Here is a 16,935-nt window from a genome sequence, read left to right as displayed (position 1 = left end):
GCTATCTCTGTTACCGCTCGACTTGCATGTGTTAGGCCTGCCGCCAGCGTTCAATCTGAGCCATGATCAAACTCTTCAATTAAAAGTTTTGTTGAAACCCTTTACTAGAAAGTGCTTCGTGCTCATTGAATTCTGATTTTGATTTCTTTCGAAATCGAATTGACTGTGCTGAAACAAGTAAACTTGTTTCCGTTGGTCACTCAGTTCAATTGAGACTCTAAATTTTTTGCGTCACTTCAATCTAAGAAAGAAGGTTCGCTGTTAGAACTCAATCTGTACGAGTGCCCACACAGATGATTGCTTCATATTTTTAAAGAACAGTTCCTGTTTAAAACAGGGCGATAATTAAGCGCTTTGCTTTATCTCGCTAGGGCTGCGCATACTACGCTTTCCTATTTTTTTGTCAACACTTAATTTTAAATAAGTTTTTAAAGCTAAGTTTTACTTGACGCTGACTTCGTTTTGCTTTGCTTTGCTAAGTTAGCGTAGCGCTCCGTGTCAGTGGGGTCGCATTATAGGGAGATGGAGAAAAAGCGCAAGCGCTTTATTACAAAACAATGACAAAAACAGACTGTTCGAACAAAAAGCAGGCTAAAAGAGCCAAAACGCTGCATATACATACAAAAAAGCGCTAAGTTAGCGCTCTATCGTCAATTGCCATGACATTCTATGTTGATAAGTTGCTTCTTGCTCTAGCTCACTTAACATAAGTGGGTGCTCAGATAACCACTGACCTGCAAATGAGAAGTGTAAATGATCAGCTTTGTCCATCGTTACAACAAAGTCGGCCAAGACATCATCTTTACGCCTCATAGATAGAATAACCGCTAACCTGGTTAAACGGATCAATCTAGTCGCTAATAAGGTTTGACTGCCAAGTCCGGTGAACAACTTTGAACTTAAATCAGCACGGTGGCCTAAGGTAAGCGCTACAATCAATTGTTTCTCTGTTTTGCTAAACCCTGGCATGCCGGTATTATTCAAAATATACGCGCTGTGTTGATGGTATTGTTTATAGTCAACCACGAGGCCTATTTCATGCAAATGTGCTACGGCTGTTAAAATGGGTGTTATATATGCCATGTCCAACTGCCAAGATTGCGCTAACTGCTTAGCTAACTTCACACTCAGCTCCGCCACACGTTGAGCTTGACGTTTATCAACATGGTAACGTTCAGTGAAGCCATCTAATGTGCGATTGCGAATATCCGTATTTTGAAAATCGGATATCATGCTATATAGCACACCTTCACGCAGCGCCCCTCCAGCAAGACCCATTTGTTGGATTTCTAAACTTCGAAACAAAGCAATTAAAATCGCCAATCCAGAAACAAATACAAGACGTCGCTCTTCACTCAAGCCTGGAAGCTGTAGCTGCGCAATGCTTGCATACTGCATAGTTTGTTTTTGAATTGCCAGTAAGCGCTCAAGTGTCAACACTTCACTTTCGCCCGAAGCGGCTAATATTTCTTGAATTGCTTGAATAGTACCAGACGCACCGATAGCTAACTCCCAACCCATATCGATGTATTGAGATTGTATCGGAGCAATCACTGTCGCAGCCGCGGCTATTGCTTTATCAAAATTGTTTTTACTTAAGGTGCCATCACAAAAGTACTTTTCTAGGAAAGTAACACACCCCATATCTAGACTTTTATAAAGCTCAGCACTGAAACCCTGACCAATTACCACTTCAGTACTGGCGCCACCAATATCGATCACAAGTTGTCGACCTTGACATGCCGACGTATGTGCCACACCTTTGTAAATCGTTTTAGCTTCAAGCTCTCCACTGATCACATTAATTTTGTGACCTAAAATACGCTCTGCTTCAGATTTAAAGTGATCCGAGTTTGTCGCCAATCGCAATGTCGCGGTTGCTACAATGCTGATATTTTGCGCCGGAATATCTTGTAAGCGCTCGGCAAAAAGCGCTAAGCACTCCCAGCCTCGCTCCATCGCCTCTACAGACAGCACATTCTTTTCATTCAGCCCTGCGGCCAAACGCACTTTGCGTTTAACTCGACCAATAGTATGAATACCGCCCGCCATATGTTTAGCAATTAACATATGGAAGCTGTTAGAGCCTAAATCTATAACAGCGAACACATTACTTTGTGGAAAATCTTGCCCCACTCTAAATACCTCTAGCTACTACCATGTATTCATAAACCACACTATGAGCGTGGTTTATGATGACTATTTTGACGACGTCCGTTATTACTACGATTACGTTGAGGACCCGAAGAGTAGTTACGCTTTCGTTGTATGTGCGGTTTAGTTAAATCATCGAGTAATGCTGACTTATCATAGTGAGATAATGGGATCGCATGCTCAATATACTGCTCAATTTCATGCAAATTATAGGCGTATTGCTCACACGCAAAACTAATCGCATTACCAGAAGCTCCTGCACGGCCTGTACGACCAATTCGGTGCACATAATCTTCGCAGTCATCAGGTAAATCAAAGTTAAATACGTGACTCACTTCTGGTATATGTAATCCTCTTGCTGCAACATCAGTGGCAACTAAGAAGTCAATATCACCTTTAGTGAACTGCGCTAAAATTGCTTGTCGCTTTTTCTGGTTTACATCACCCGTTAATAGACCAACTCGATGCTTATCTGCTTTGAGCCATGCATACACGTTTTCACAACTTTGTTTGGTGTTTGCAAATACAATTGCTTTATCTGGCCATTCTTCTTCTATTAACGTAAGCAGTAATGGTATTTTGTCATCATGCGATGGATGAAATAACTCTTCTGCAATCAGTTTACCCGTTTTTACATCTGGCTCAATTTGAACATGTTCTGGGTTAGTCATGTGCTCAAAAGCCAATTCTTGCACGCGATAAGACAAGGTTGCTGAAAAGAGTAAATTTAGTCGCTCTGCTGTATCTGGCATGCGATTAAATAAATAGCGGATATCTTTTATGAAACCCAAATCAAACATTCGATCAGCTTCATCTAGTACTACAACTTCGATTTCATTGAGGCTATATGCGCCTTGTTTATAGAAATCGATTAAACGACCCGTGGTGCCAATTAAAATATCTACACCATTTTCCAGTTGGACCCGTTGTTTTTCGTAATCTTCGCCACCATATATCAAACCTAGTTTAAGATTACAGTGTGGCGCGATGATTTTTGCATCTTTGTGGATCTGAATCGCCAACTCCCGAGTGGGAGCCATGATCAGCGCTCTTGGGTGCTTTCTGGAAACACCTTTATTTTGCAACAAACGGTGACAAGTGGCTGTTAAAAAAGCCAAAGTTTTACCTGTTCCCGTTTGAGCTTGGCCTGCAATATCACGACCATCGCAGATAAAAGGCAAACACTTTGCTTGGATTGGCGTACAATATTCGAAGCCATTCTCAGCTAATCCGGCGACCACTTCCGGAGCTAGAGCAAAGTCAGAAAATTTATTATTGGTCAAATGTGTCTTAGTCATAGCAATTAAGCATAACGTTTAAACTTGCAATAAGAAACAAGAGTGTTTAAATACGCAGTAAATAATTCGCCTAATTCTAACGGAGAGCGTAATGAGCGACAAAATTATTCAACTAACTGATGACAGCTTCGAAGCTGATGTACTTAAATCAGCACAGCCTGTACTAGTAGACTTCTGGGCTGAGTGGTGTGGCCCGTGTAAAATGATTGCGCCAATTCTAGATGAAGTGGCCAGCCAATATGAAGGCAAAGTAACCATTGGTAAATTAAACATTGACCAAAATGCTGGCACTCCACCAAAGTTCGGTATCCGTGGCATTCCTACACTTCTTCTATTCAAAGACGGTGCAGTTGCTGCAACTAAAGTTGGCGCATTATCTAAAACTCAGCTTATTGAGTTTTTAGACGCTAACATCTAAGTATAAAATGACATCAATATCAGCGTATATTGATGTCATTTCACTCAACAAATTTTAATTTTTTATTTTTATTTACACAAAATTTGTTTAAAGACTGGACGACTAGCCGCCTACCTGCTAGTTTATAAAACCACAAACCTTAGTAGTATCAAATCAACCTCTCTCGTTGTTACGAGAATGACAATTGTAATAAAGAACCCACCAATATGCATTTACGCGAACTGAAAGACAAGTCAATCAATGAACTTGTAAAACTAGCCGAGTCCATGGGACTTGAGAACGTAGCACGTCTAAGAAAACAAGATATTATTTTTGCTATTTTAAAAGCTCATGCTAAGAGCGGCGAGAATATTTACGGCGGCGGAGTTTTAGAAATTTTGCAAGATGGCTTCGGCTTTTTACGCTCATCAGAAGCATCTTACTTAGCTGGCCCAGACGATATTTATGTATCACCAAGTCAAATAAGACGCTTTAGTATGCGTACTGGTGATACCATTAGCGGCTTGATCCGTCCACCGAAAGACGGCGAGCGCTACTTTGCATTGTTAAAAGTAAACGAAGTTAATTTCGATAGACCAGAAAACTCTCGTACTAAGATTTTATTTGAGAACTTAACACCAATTCATGCAAACGAACGTTTTGTTATGGAGCGCGGAAATGGCAGTAAAGAAGACATTACTGCCCGCGTATTAGACTTAGCATCACCGATTGGCCGAGGTCAACGAGCGCTGATCGTCGCACCGCCTAAAGCGGGTAAAACGATGTTGCTACAGAATATCGCTCAATCAATTACTTACAATAACCCTGATGCTACATTAATGGTGTTATTGATAGATGAGCGTCCGGAAGAAGTAACAGAAATGCAGCGCCTAGTAAAAGGTGAAGTCATCGCTTCAACATTCGATGAACCAGCTAATCGTCACGTACAAGTGGCTGAAATGGTTATCGAAAAAGCAAAGCGCTTAGTTGAGCATAAGAAAGACGTTATCATCTTACTCGATTCAATTACTCGACTAGCACGTGCATACAATACGGTTATCCCATCATCAGGTAAAGTCCTAACGGGTGGTGTTGATGCGAATGCATTGCACAAACCAAAGCGTTTCTTTGGTGCAGCACGTAATGTTGAAGAAGGGGGGAGTTTAACTATCGTCGCAACTGCCCTTATCGACACAGGCTCTAAAATGGATGAAGTTATCTACGAAGAGTTTAAAGGGACTGGTAACATGGAATTACACCTTAACCGTAAGATTGCTGAAAAGCGTGTATTCCCTGCGATTGACTTTAACCGTTCAGGTACCCGTCGCGAAGAGTTACTTACCAAAGCAGATGAGCTGCAAAAAATGTGGATCTTACGTAAGATCGTACATGAAATGAGTGAAATTGATGCGATGGAATTCTTAATTGATAAGTTATCAATGAGTAAAACTAACGATGAATTCTTTGATTTGATGCGTCGTAAATAACGTTTTAAATCAATAATAAAAACCTGCTTATGCAGGTTTTTTTATGCCTAAAATAAATGGAAGGATAGCGGTTTTTGTTCTATACCTAGAGGGTCGTTTAGTCGTTTTAGCAAGGACTTACCCACTCATGAAACCTCAACACCTCATTGCTTGGTACTTTACTGCCAATTGCCTTTGTATATTCATTGTTATGATAACTTTTTCATTGCCATGGGCTGTAACTATCACGCTTTTGATCGTTTCAGCGCTAACCGCAATCATATTGGTGAAGTACATCAGCAGAGGCAATGCAAGTACGCCATATTTGAGTAAATTAGTGGCTGCATTATTAAAAGATGACAACATTGACCTCACCTATCGGTTTGACGAAAACACTCCCAACATTCCACCGGCCTGTTTAGCCATTAATGCCAGCCTAGCGACCATCGAGCATTTAATTGGCGAGGTCTATTATTCATCATCTCGTTTATCTCCTATGGCTGATAGCTTACGTGATACATATTCATCAATGACACAAAAAGCGACTATTCAGCATGCCCACGGCACTGACTTAGAGGTCTCTTTCAACCGGATGATCACAGTCGCACGAGAATTAGATGAAAATTTAGATAAAATTTACAGCTCAGTGGATGAAGCCACAAAAGCAGTCAAGAAAACCCGCGTCGATACAGGTAAAAGCCAAGAAAGTTTAATGAGTCTTGCTGAAAACATTCAAGCAACCAGTACACAAATAGAAGCACTGAAAGTCGATAGCGATGCTATCAGCTCAGTGATTGATGTGATCAACTCTATTGCCGAACAAACAAACTTGCTTGCATTAAATGCTGCTATTGAGGCCGCACGCGCAGGCGAACAAGGCAGAGGCTTTGCTGTCGTCGCCGACGAGGTGCGTAGTCTAGCAGCTCGAACTAGTCAGTCGACCCAGCAAGTACGTGATATGGTCTCTAAAATTCAAGCTGGCACAGACAGTGCGCACAACCTCATGTTGGCAGCCTTGGGAGAAACACAAACCACAGTGTCTTTATCACAAGCATCTACCTTAGAAGTAGATCAAATTGAACAAGCAATGTTAGATATCAATACTTTATCGCAGAGTATACATGAGCAAGTCAGTCGCCAAAAAGCAGTGTCTGACGAAGCTCAAACCAGCATAGATTCTCTTATAGAGCTCAACTCCGACGCACTCAATAGCTCTCAAATACAAGCGGTATCTAGCAATGATTTAATTAATTTAGCACGCAGTATCCATGCGAAACTTTCAATATTCAAAGTCGATTCTACTTTACTTGATCACAACCAACGCGCAGATGAAACTCGGCTTCATAAAATCGTGATTGATGAGGAAATGATGATGCAAAACAATGATTCAAACGATATTGAGCTGTTCTGAGGCCGCTGCTAACTTTAACTCATCACATAAAATCAGGTACAAATGTTGTGCCTGAGTGTGGTCTGGTGTCGATAACACATGATCCAATTGCTTCGCTGTATGCGCAATATCATGAAACCCAAAAGTGATCGCGGCACCGGCAAGGCGGTGGCATGCATTTTTTAGGGACTGTGTTTGATTACTTTCCCATAAGTCGACTATATTATATCGCTCTTCTTCTAACGTCTCTAAAAAGCTCGCCGTCAGATCTGACATATCAATCTGCATATGGGGTGTATAACACTCTTTATGCTCTAGATGTTTTGACAAAATTTGGTGTAATAATTTAGTGTTTACAGGTTTGCCAATATGTCCCGTGAAACCATGCTCTAAATAACCTTTTATTTCTCGTGCCATCACATTGGCAGTTAATGCATAAATCGGCCCGTCAAACCCAGCTTGTCGCAAAATTCTGAACGCTTCTAAGCCGTCTACTTTTGGCATTTGTATGTCCATCAATACCAAATCAGGAAACTCAGATAAGCATACTTCGATGGCAGTTTCACCATTGTTAGCAATAAACACCTCAGGTCCCATATTTGATACTAAACGTGAAAATAATGCGCGATTATCTGAATGATCTTCCGCAATTAAGACTTTACCTGATAAACCATCGAGCGTATCTGCTGCTATTTCTTGTTTTGAACTTCCAACATATGGCTTCGCAAGGCACGGGATCTCGACTGAAAACTTACTCCCTTTATGTAATGTACTTTCAACACTTATTTTCCCACCCATCATATCAATGAGCTGTTGAGACAAAGACAACCCTAACCCTGAACCACCAAAGCGACGAGAGATGCTATTATCCCCCTGTTGGAAACAATCAAAGATACTATTCAAATATCTCTCGTCCATACCAATGCCGCTATCTTCGACAATAAATAATACAGACCCATCTGAAACTGATACCGTTAATTCAACACAGCCTTGCTCAGTGAATTTTACTGCGTTGCCCAATAAGTTTATAAGCACTTGTTTTATGCGTATATAGTCAAGTTCAACTAAATATGTATCAAGCAATTGATTATGAATAATGAACTTTAAGCCTTTTTGTACACAGGCATGCTGAAACATATCGCTAATATCGGTGATCAAGCCATCAAGTTCAAACTCGCTTAATTCTAATTCAAATTGCAACGCTTCTATTTTACTCAAATCTAACACATCACAAATCAATTCACGTAAATGCTCACCTTGTCTATGTACAACCTTCAGTGACTCTTGTAATGCGCTATCTCTTTGATGATCTAACAATAAAGCTTCTGTATGCCCCAAAATAGAGGTCAGTGGCGTACGTATTTCATGGCTAATATTAGCCAAAAACTGGCTTTTAACTTGATTTGCTTCTCGCAATTCGTCCGCTACTTGCTGTAGTTGTGCTGTACGCTGCGCTACCTGACGACTCAATTCAGTTTTGGTGTGTTGCAATACCCTCTTGCGATATATGCTAATACCAGCAATCCCCAGAGAAAGTACTAATAACACACCTAGCCACACCAGCTGTTCTCGTTGCTCTATCTGTAACTTTTGTAATGCTTGATATTGCTTCAGCGTTTTTATTTCTTGATTGAGTTCATTTTCCGCAACCGTAGCTTGATACTGTTCTAATTTTTTACTTAAGCTTCTGCTCAATAGCTCTTCTGAGAGCTTATGATATGTTCGATAACTTGCGAGTGCTTGCTGTGGTTTATCTAAGGCAGCTTGAATAAAAGACAATAACAAATAGCCATCTTTTTCCCTACGTGCTGCCCCTGTTTCTTGAGAAAGAGCAATAAATTCAAGTGTACTTTCTCTCGCTTGCTTGTACTCTCCTCGAGCGAACAGCGCTTGAGAGAATGGGTACAAAGTCTCTCTACGTCCACCGAGGCTATCTACTTGTTCTGCATAATACAATGCAAAATTTGCTTCCGTTAAACTTTGCTCAATTTTGCCTTCATGCAAGCTCAAAGTTGCCAAATTTGCATACTCTATGCTCAGGTGTTGCCAGCTTTCGGTTGACTCATAATAAGCTATTGCAGCCATTTGATTTACCCGAGACAGTTCCCAGCGCTCCGTGAACCTATAAATCACACCTAAGTTTGCTTGCGACAATGCCGTACCATAGTCATCTTCTAGTTCAATGAATAACTTAATTGCACGTAATAATATTTTTTCAGCAACGGCATAGCGATATTGCTGAATATACACCCCTGAAAGATTCAGCATAATATCAGCCTCGTCCTGTTTATCACCATGAATTTCATAGAGTTGGTGTGCTGCCACATAATGAATAATCGACAAGTCCAATTGATGTGTCTGCATATATGTGAGGCCTAAATTACTGTGTATATTGGCAATTTCTAATGGATTATCACGTTCAGTGGCCACATTTAAGGCACGATGATAAAGCGTAGCTGCTTGAATAAAGTGCCCTTGGAAATAAGTAGCGACACCTTGAAACTTTACGCTGAAATAAAAAGCATCACTGAGCGGAGCATGTTCGGTCAGTTGTTCCAACTCAAAGAAATATTGGGTAGCAATCGTATATTGTTGGTATTTTAATGCCTGACGACCAAGGCTTTCGATAAGTGATTGAAGTTGCTTTGGTGAAAGGTTCGGGTGCCCCCGCAATTGCTCACCTGCTTTGGCTACATGTTGCCATGATGACATATCATCTAATGCCATCAATTTATCGTTTAGAGACGTTGGGGCAGTTGTCGCTCCTGTACTCCATGACATGGTTACGCCCATAAAAAGTAGTAACCAAATAAGGCGTAAACCTGAAATACCCGTCATCCTTGACCCTCGTTGAAATGCGAAATTTAATCGTGTTAAGGTGAAGATACACTAACTGAAAAGATCGAACAATGTTCAACCCACTGCTAGATATTATATTTACCGAACTCTCTGGGGGTAAAGTATTTAAAGTTCATACTTTAGCCGCAATACTGACACAGCAAGGGAATTTACCGCCACTCGATGACGAACCGAACAAATCGCTCTTTAAAAGAAACTTTTTGGTTATGAATGCACTCTTTCAACTACAAACAGAGTTACTTCAGTCCCAGCAATATTTGCATATCGACAGCATGAGTATTTATTTAAGCAGTAAGCTCGACAAGCAATTAATGATTGATAGCCCATTGAAAGACTATTATTTAGATTGGCGTAATTATGATACCAGTACACAAGAGATAGAAGATTTACTGACACACTTTTGGCAGACGTTACACACTAAAAATAAGGTGAAGCCTATCACTGAAACTCAATTGCAGGCTTTGTGTCAAGCTTGGCAACTTCCTTACCCCTTTACACAAAAGCAGCTCAGTAAAAAGTGGCGGCAACACGCATTAGCCTCGCACCCAGATAAAAACCCCGCTGGAGGCGAGGTTTTTAAAAGGTTACACGATGAATATATCAAGCTGAAATCAGCGGCTAGTGATTAATTCGGCGCACCCTAAATTTACGCCCTTTCAGCTTACCCTCACTGAGCTTTCTAAAAGCGGGCTTAGAGGCATCTCTGGCGACCGCAACATACGCTGTATTGTCTAACACATTGATTTTACCAATTTGTGCAAATGCGATCCCTTGCTCACCGGTTAAACTGCCAACGATATCACCAGGACGTACTTTTTGCTTTTTACCACCGTCTATTTGTAAGGTGATCATTTCAGGTTTGTACGGTGCTTTATCTAATAAACTATGCGCTGGCACCGGAGAAGGTTCAAAGTCTCGGTCATACACATCCCCAATTTGAGCCACTTTAAACTCTTCACTCTCACCGTAAATTGAGCAAGCAAGGCCTTTCTTACCACCACGCCCTGTACGGCCAACACGGTGAACATGCGTTTGTGCATCATGCGCTAAATGGTAATTGATCACCATATCCATATCGTCAATATCTAAGCCCCGAGCAGCTACGTCAGTGGCCACCAAAATAGACGCACTTTTATTAGCAAAGCGAATGAGAGTCTGTTCGCGGTCGCGTTGTTCTAGGTCACCATGCAGTGCCACCGCATTAAATGCCGCATCTTGTAAGTCGTCACATACTTTTTGTGTTTCAACCTTGGTATTACAAAACACCACACAACTTTGCGGTTTATTTTGTAATAGTAATAAACGTAAGGTATTAAACCGCAGCTTGTTATTGTCTAACTTATAAAACAGTTGTTTAATACTGGTGTTAACGACTTGGTCTTCAACCTTCACCATTTCAGGTTGATCCATGACACGCTCTGAGATCGCTTCAATACGCTTTGGAAAGGTCGCGCTAAACATGAGGTTTTGACGATCGCTTGGTAAGTAGCTCACGATGTTATCAAGTGCATCGGCAAAGCCCATATCAAGCATTTGGTCGGCTTCATCGAGCACTAACGTCGAAACTTCATTAAAGTTAAGCGTGCCTTTAAATAAGTGATCTTCAATACGTCCAGGCGTGCCAACAATGATATGTGCGCCATGTTCTAACGACCCAATTTGTGGACCAATGGGCACACCGCCACATAAAGTTAGAATTTTAATATTGTGAATACCGCGTGCCAATTTGCGCATTTCAGTCGCAACCTGCTCAGCCAACTCTCGTGTCGGGCATAATACCAACCCTTGAATACGAAAACGTGCGACATTCAAGCGAGATAGTACGCCTAAGCTGAACGCTGCCGTTTTGCCAGAACCCGTTTTGGCTTGGGCAATGACATCTTTTCCAGATAATATGACTGGCAAACTTTGTGCTTGCACAGGGGTCATGTTTTTATAACCCAAATCACTCACGGTATCTAAAAGTGCCTGCTCTAAAGGCAAAGTGTTAAAAGCGGTTGCGCTCACGGTACTATCTCATCAATAAAAAATATGCCCAATTTTAGCAGATTAAATGCGCTACGAATATCGCAGTGCACAGTATTTGATCTCATTTACGTTTGCATCACCTTTTGTTAATGCCACAATAATGTTTTGTACTCAGCTGTAATACCAAGGACATCATGAAAAAACTATTTAGTACGTTATGTTTAGTGAGTTGTATCTCTAGCACAGTTCACGCTCAAGAGTTTTCACCAGAACAAATTCAACAAGTTGCACAAGTGCGTGAAGCGGCAATGAATAGTGATTTGAGTTGGCAGATCCTTGAGTCTTTAACCACAGAAATTGGTCCGCGTTTGCCGGGCACCGAAAATGATAAAAAAGCAGTTGAGTGGGCACAAGCACAATTTAAGGCATTGGGCTTCGATAAAGTATGGATTGAGCCTGCAACCTTTCCACATTGGCGTCGATACCACGAGTCAGCGTCAATCATCACACCAAGTGAACAACCACTGCACTTAACGGCGCTAGGAAATAGTGTGAGCACACCTAAATCAGGCATACAAGCTGATGTGGTATTTTTTGAAACTTTAGATGAACTCATTGCTTCGCCTGAGGGGAGCTTAAAAGGCAAAATCGCATTTATTAACTATCGTATGAATCGCCACATCGACGGCAATGGCTATGGGCCTGCGGTAAAAGCCCGAAATAGTGGCGCAGTAGAAGCGGCCAAAAAAGGGGCCATCGCTTACATGATGCGCTCAGTGAGCACCAGCCATCATCGCTTTGCGCACACAGGTGGGAGTCATTACAAAACTGGCGTGACCAAAATCCCAGCTACGGCCGTGGCTAATCCAGATGCGGACCAACTCGCTCGTTTATTTAAAAATGGCCATAAAGTACAGGTAAAGCTGAATATTCAAACTGAAGACTTAGGCGAAGGCACCAGCTATAACGTCATTGGTCAATTCAATGGCACCACACACCCTGAACAATATGTGCTGATTGGTGGTCACCTCGATTCTTGGGACCTTGGTACCGGCGCGCTAGATGATGGCGCTGGCGTGGCATTAACCATGGCTGCAGCAAAACATATCAGTGATGTAAAACGTCCCAAACGCAGTGTTCGAGTGGTTTTATTTGCCGCAGAAGAACTTGGTCTATGGGGTGCAAAAGCCTACTTTAAGCGTCATGAAAAGACGCTCGATAATATCGTCGCTGCCGCAGAGTCTGACTTTGGCGCTGACGTCGTATACGGCTTTGAATCTAATGTTGCCGCCGATGCACTGCCAGTTGTCCGTGAAATCGCCAAACAGTTAGCGCCATTGAATGTAAAATATATTCGTAAAAATACAGCGCGTGGTGGCCCTGATTTAATTCCACTTAAAAACACCACATCAGCTCCTATATTTGCGTTACATCAAGATGGTACCGATTACTTTGATTATCACCATACAGCTGACGATACATTGGATAAGGTTGACCCTAAAAAACTCCAACAAAATACCGCCGCTTATGCCGTGTTCGCCATGATGGCCGCAGATGCTAAAACAAAAATATCAGGAAAATAATCTCACTCCCCTGATATACCCTGTCAGTAGTAGGCTTATTCATAGCTACTACTGACTGCACCCACGTTACAAACGCTTACACTTTACAGAGCAAGAAGCATTGTCCGACATGATTGATTTTTATACTATTTAGCTTTTACTTCATTCATTATAAAAGAGAAATGATATGGCCTTAACTACATGGCTCTCACCGATTCTGCAATGCCTCTTTTCCCTGCACGATATTATTGAACGCATCGTGGTAAAGCATTCTCGCTATTTATTACTTATATTATTAATACTGGGCGCAGGCTATATGTACGTCTCTCATACACAAAGTATTGTGCTACAGCAGCAACTTTTACAAAGCCCTAAAATTGATGATGTCTATATTGTTGACGTAGGCCGCATTCAAACTGAGCGACAATATCAACCGCAATATCGTATCGCTCAAGTACGACAAGTGGGAGAAAATCAAGTTGTGTTGGCACAAAGTGATATAACTTACCGACGCAAACGTGATGCCATACGTGCAATCAAATTAGACTCTCTCATGCTAGATAGTTTTTTTCGTTCTGAACGCCTTACTTTTGAACGCCTAAAGCTCGCCCCACTTTTCGAAATTGATGCGATAGATGATGCCTATCGAGCGAGAGATATTTATGTCATGGGTGGCATTGTAAAACAGCGCCAAAAGCCGCTGCCGATTAATCATAAAATCACGTCAGATATTGGCCTAACTGTGCACAATAACGAAGGGATCCGCTTATATCAGCAAAAAGATTTTACCCTCGCACTGGCTGCGTTTAACACTGCCGCCAAAGCCGGTGATGCATGGGCGCAATACAACTTGGCAGGAATGTTTGAGCTCGGTGAAGGAACCACCATAAACCTTACACAAGCGTATTACTGGTACCAAAAGGCTGCACTGCAAGGACACCAACGGGCGCAACACGCTTTAACCCTACTTTGTGAAAGTCAGCCTCTCTATTGTAAATCACAGACACTGAGCGATATACACTAAGGTGACTCAACAACGTGTTCAGTCAGCCAATCCTCAAATTCTAGTGCTGGGATCGGCTTACTGTGCAAATAGCCTTGGCTATAATCACACTGTAAAGTTCGCAAAAAATCTAGCTGAGGTTGTGTTTCAACGCCTTCTGCCACCACTGTGAGATTTAAATTACCGGCCATTGAAATAATCGCTTTGACCAATGCCCTGTCTTCTAGGTCATCAGGCAAGTCTCGGATAAATGCACGATCGATTTTCAATTTCGACAACGGAAAACGTTTTAAATAACTCAAAGACGAATACCCTGTACCAAAGTCATCAATAGCCAGTTCAACTCCCATAGCACGCAACGTCTTAAGCTGGTGTAAAATATTCTGTGAGTTATCTGCTAACACGGTTTCTGTGATCTCTATGGTTAAACAGTGACTCGCTAACCCTGTCTCTTGCAGTACTCGACCTATCACCTGCGCCATGTCGGCACGCTGAAACTGAATACTCGATACGTTCACCGTCACAAAAAATGATTGCTGAATGCGGTCACACCAAGCTTTCGCTTGTGAGCAAGCTTGATATAACACCCACTCCCCTATAGTGATAATCAAGCCAAGTTCTTCACAAATGGGGATGAACTTATCAGGAGGAACACTCCCTAGCTCTTTGTTATGCCAGCGTAATAACGCCTCTGAACCAATATGCTGACCATCCACACTGATAATAGGTTGATAAAAAATACTGAATTCCTGATTAGAAAGCGCTTTATGCAATGCCCCTTCTAATTGGCGCCGAGCCTGTGCATGTTCGTGCATCGCTGCAGTATAAAACTGATAACAGTTACGGCCATGCTCTTTGGCTTTATACATTGCACTGTCTGCATTACGTAATAATGCCTTTCTATCATTCCCATCATCAGGAAAAAAGGTAATGCCCATACTGCCGGATACAAAAGTTTCATGGCCCTCAAGTTCAAACGGGGCCGATAATTGTTGTAGCACTTTATTGGCTATTTTTTCTATATCACTAATCGTATCAATATCAGGTAGTAAAAGTGCAAATTCATCCCCACCCAGTCGAGCAACAATGTCAGAGCTGCGCGTACACTCTTTTAAGCGCTGTGCTGCCTCGATTAACAACAAATCACCAATATGATGGCCGAGTGTATCGTTTACTGCTTTAAATCTGTCTAAATCAATGAAGCAAATCGCCAATCGGCTAGCGTGTGTTTTGGCTCGTTCGAGCGTATGATCAAATTGTTCGTGAAAGTGTAACCGGTTAGCAAGGCCCGTTAACGTGTCAAAATTAGCCTGCTGCCACATCATTTGTTCATGATTTTTCCGCGAGGTGATGTCGTTAAATAATGCGACATACATTTCAATATTCTGCTCATCATCAAACACCGCTGACACTTGCAACCAACTCGGATAAACTTCTCCGCTTTTACGCCGATTCCAAATTTCTCCTTCCCAATGCCCATGTTCGTGTAAATCGCTGTAAAGCTGACTAAAAAAAGTTGGGCCATGTCTGCCAGAATTAAATAAAGCGGGTGACTCCCCGAGCACCTCTTCTTGGCGATACCCTGTTATTTGGCTAAAAGCACGATTCACCATCTGAATTTTATTATCTTTATCAGATACCAATACGCCTTCACTGGTTGTTGAAAACACCGTGCTGGCTAAACGTTGCTCACGCTCATTTTCTAAACGCACCGTAATATCTTGCAGTACGTAAATGAAACCTAAACGCTGATTTTTACCATCTCTTACATCATTTTTAGTCACGTTGAAAGAACGAAACTGGCCCTTCACTTTTACTTGGCACTCTCTGTTCGCATAGGGTGCATCAGGCAAACATCCTATCCCAGAAAATAACTGAGTGATTGACTCGTTCAGTGCACCTTGTGTAAACGTGAAGTCATCACTCACCCGTGAATTAGCCGATAAAATATTGCCATTATCATTGGTAAAAATTAAGTAATCTCCAATCGCATCAAAAATAGCGCTTAATCTTGCCCCTTGAGACTCCGAACGTTTTTTAGCACGGCGTAACCGCATTAAAAATACCCCCAACACCAATGTTGCAGCGCACAAGACCACAATAGCTACACTGAATAATAAGGTTTGCGATTGGTTAACTTGCTTAATTTCTTGTGTTTGTAGCGCAACTTGCTGCTCTAAATTAGCCTGATAATGCCACAGTGATTGTTGTAAAAATCGTTGCTCACTAATATCGTGAACAATTGAAAATAATTGAATCTCGTTATTTTTATCGCGAAAAGGCACTGAGTGTACACTTACTGTACGAATAGATTGGTCAGCTAATTGATGACGAAAAATGAAATAGTTACGCCCTTCGGCTACCGCATTTTTGCGCTCAATCGCAACTTGCTCTGCTGTAAACTGATTGATATCTTGAATTCGCAGTGTCAGTAGTTCACTTTCTGCATAACCATAAAACTCAGTAGCGGCGTTATTTGCAGCCGTAATTTGCCCTGAATTAGGGTCTATAATTAACATCACCGCGCTATTATTACGAAAAACCTGCCACGGTAAATCCAATGCTTTTGAGATACTACAAGAAAGTAACAAAGCGATACTGATTATTGTTGTACTTATTTTCAATCCAGCCACCACCGTATACAAATTAGGCCCAGATAAAGACTATAGTGCAAAGCGACCTCGATGAAAATACGCCAATTCTTAAGTATTGCACAATATGAAATAAAGCATTAATTATCGACACAGTTGAGCCTAACGCTATTAGGTACGTATAACAGCTTTAGCTGCCATTTCATAAATGGCTTGATATACTGCGTGTAACTTTAGGTGTCCTAAT

General features: G+C 41.6%; 11 protein-coding genes and 1 rRNA gene. 6 read left to right on the top strand and 6 right to left on the bottom strand.

All coding sequences use genetic code 11. The features are described 5' to 3' along the window. The 3 genes from BGP78_RS05650 to rhlB form a co-directional block, all read right to left on the bottom strand. Positions 1–82: ribosomal RNA gene (locus BGP78_RS05650) — 16S ribosomal RNA — on the bottom strand; the annotation flags it as partial. A 554-nt stretch (positions 83–636) separates the two neighbouring features. Continuing rightward, a complete protein-coding gene (gene gppA, locus BGP78_RS05645) occupies positions 637–2,136 on the bottom strand; it encodes a guanosine-5'-triphosphate,3'-diphosphate diphosphatase (RefSeq protein ID WP_119860495.1) in 1,500 nt (499 codons plus the stop codon). Between the two features lie 41 nt (positions 2,137–2,177). Beyond that, entirely contained in the window at positions 2,178–3,452 is a 1,275-nt protein-coding gene (gene rhlB, locus BGP78_RS05640) for an ATP-dependent RNA helicase RhlB (RefSeq protein WP_119860494.1), read from the bottom strand. 91 nt (positions 3,453–3,543) lie between these two features. Between rhlB and trxA the strand changes: the two genes are divergently transcribed. From trxA to BGP78_RS23020, 3 genes are all read left to right on the top strand, one after another. Next, positions 3,544–3,870 (top strand): thioredoxin TrxA, encoded by a 327-nt coding sequence (gene trxA / locus BGP78_RS05635; RefSeq protein ID WP_119860493.1) that lies wholly within the window; start codon positions 3,544–3,546, stop codon positions 3,868–3,870. Between the two features lie 206 nt (positions 3,871–4,076). Further along, positions 4,077–5,336, top strand: coding sequence for a transcription termination factor Rho (rho, locus tag BGP78_RS05630; protein ID WP_010366945.1), 1,260 nt, complete (start codon positions 4,077–4,079; stop codon positions 5,334–5,336). A gap of 127 nt (positions 5,337–5,463) precedes the next feature. Continuing rightward, positions 5,464–6,726 (top strand): methyl-accepting chemotaxis protein, encoded by a 1,263-nt coding sequence (locus BGP78_RS23020; RefSeq protein ID WP_119860492.1) that lies wholly within the window; start codon positions 5,464–5,466, stop codon positions 6,724–6,726. Here BGP78_RS23020 and BGP78_RS05620 read toward each other — a convergent pair. Beyond that, positions 6,703–9,543: an ATP-binding protein gene (locus tag BGP78_RS05620; protein WP_119860491.1), complete on the bottom strand. Its 2,841-nt coding sequence runs from the start codon at positions 9,541–9,543 to the stop codon at positions 6,703–6,705. The genes BGP78_RS23020 and BGP78_RS05620 overlap by 24 nt on opposite strands. 71 nt (positions 9,544–9,614) lie before the next feature. On the opposite strand from BGP78_RS05620, the gene BGP78_RS05615 reads away from it, so the two are divergent. After that, positions 9,615–10,193: a DNA-J related domain-containing protein gene (locus tag BGP78_RS05615; protein ID WP_119860490.1), complete on the top strand. Its 579-nt coding sequence runs from the start codon at positions 9,615–9,617 to the stop codon at positions 10,191–10,193. On the opposite strand, the gene dbpA is transcribed toward BGP78_RS05615, so the two are convergent. Next, positions 10,183–11,571 (bottom strand): ATP-dependent RNA helicase DbpA, encoded by a 1,389-nt coding sequence (dbpA, locus tag BGP78_RS05610; protein WP_119860489.1) that lies wholly within the window; start codon positions 11,569–11,571, stop codon positions 10,183–10,185. The two genes, BGP78_RS05615 and dbpA, sit on opposite strands and share 11 nt — an antisense overlap. A gap of 155 nt (positions 11,572–11,726) precedes the next feature. Between dbpA and BGP78_RS05605 the strand changes: the two genes are divergently transcribed. Both BGP78_RS05605 and BGP78_RS05600 read left to right on the top strand, forming a co-directional pair. Next, positions 11,727–13,115 carry a M20/M25/M40 family metallo-hydrolase gene (locus BGP78_RS05605; RefSeq protein WP_119860488.1) on the top strand — a complete coding sequence of 463 codons (1,389 nt, stop codon included), beginning with the start codon at positions 11,727–11,729 and terminating at the stop codon, positions 13,113–13,115. Positions 13,116–13,281: 166 nt separating this feature from the next. Then, positions 13,282–14,118, top strand: coding sequence for a tetratricopeptide repeat protein (locus BGP78_RS05600; RefSeq protein ID WP_119860487.1), 837 nt, complete (start codon positions 13,282–13,284; stop codon positions 14,116–14,118). On the opposite strand, the gene BGP78_RS05595 is transcribed toward BGP78_RS05600, so the two are convergent. Then, positions 14,115–16,730, bottom strand: a complete 2,616-nt coding sequence (locus BGP78_RS05595; RefSeq protein ID WP_259386177.1) for a GGDEF and EAL domain-containing protein — start codon at positions 16,728–16,730, stop codon at positions 14,115–14,117. The genes BGP78_RS05600 and BGP78_RS05595 overlap by 4 nt on opposite strands. Between the last annotated feature and the right edge of the window lie 205 nt (positions 16,731–16,935).

It is taken from the genome of Pseudoalteromonas sp. MSK9-3, assembly GCF_003590335.1.
Taxonomy (GTDB): Bacteria; Pseudomonadota; Gammaproteobacteria; order Enterobacterales; family Alteromonadaceae; genus Pseudoalteromonas.
Note: the sequence above shows the minus strand (reverse complement) of the source record. Positions and strands in the feature narration are given on the sequence as shown.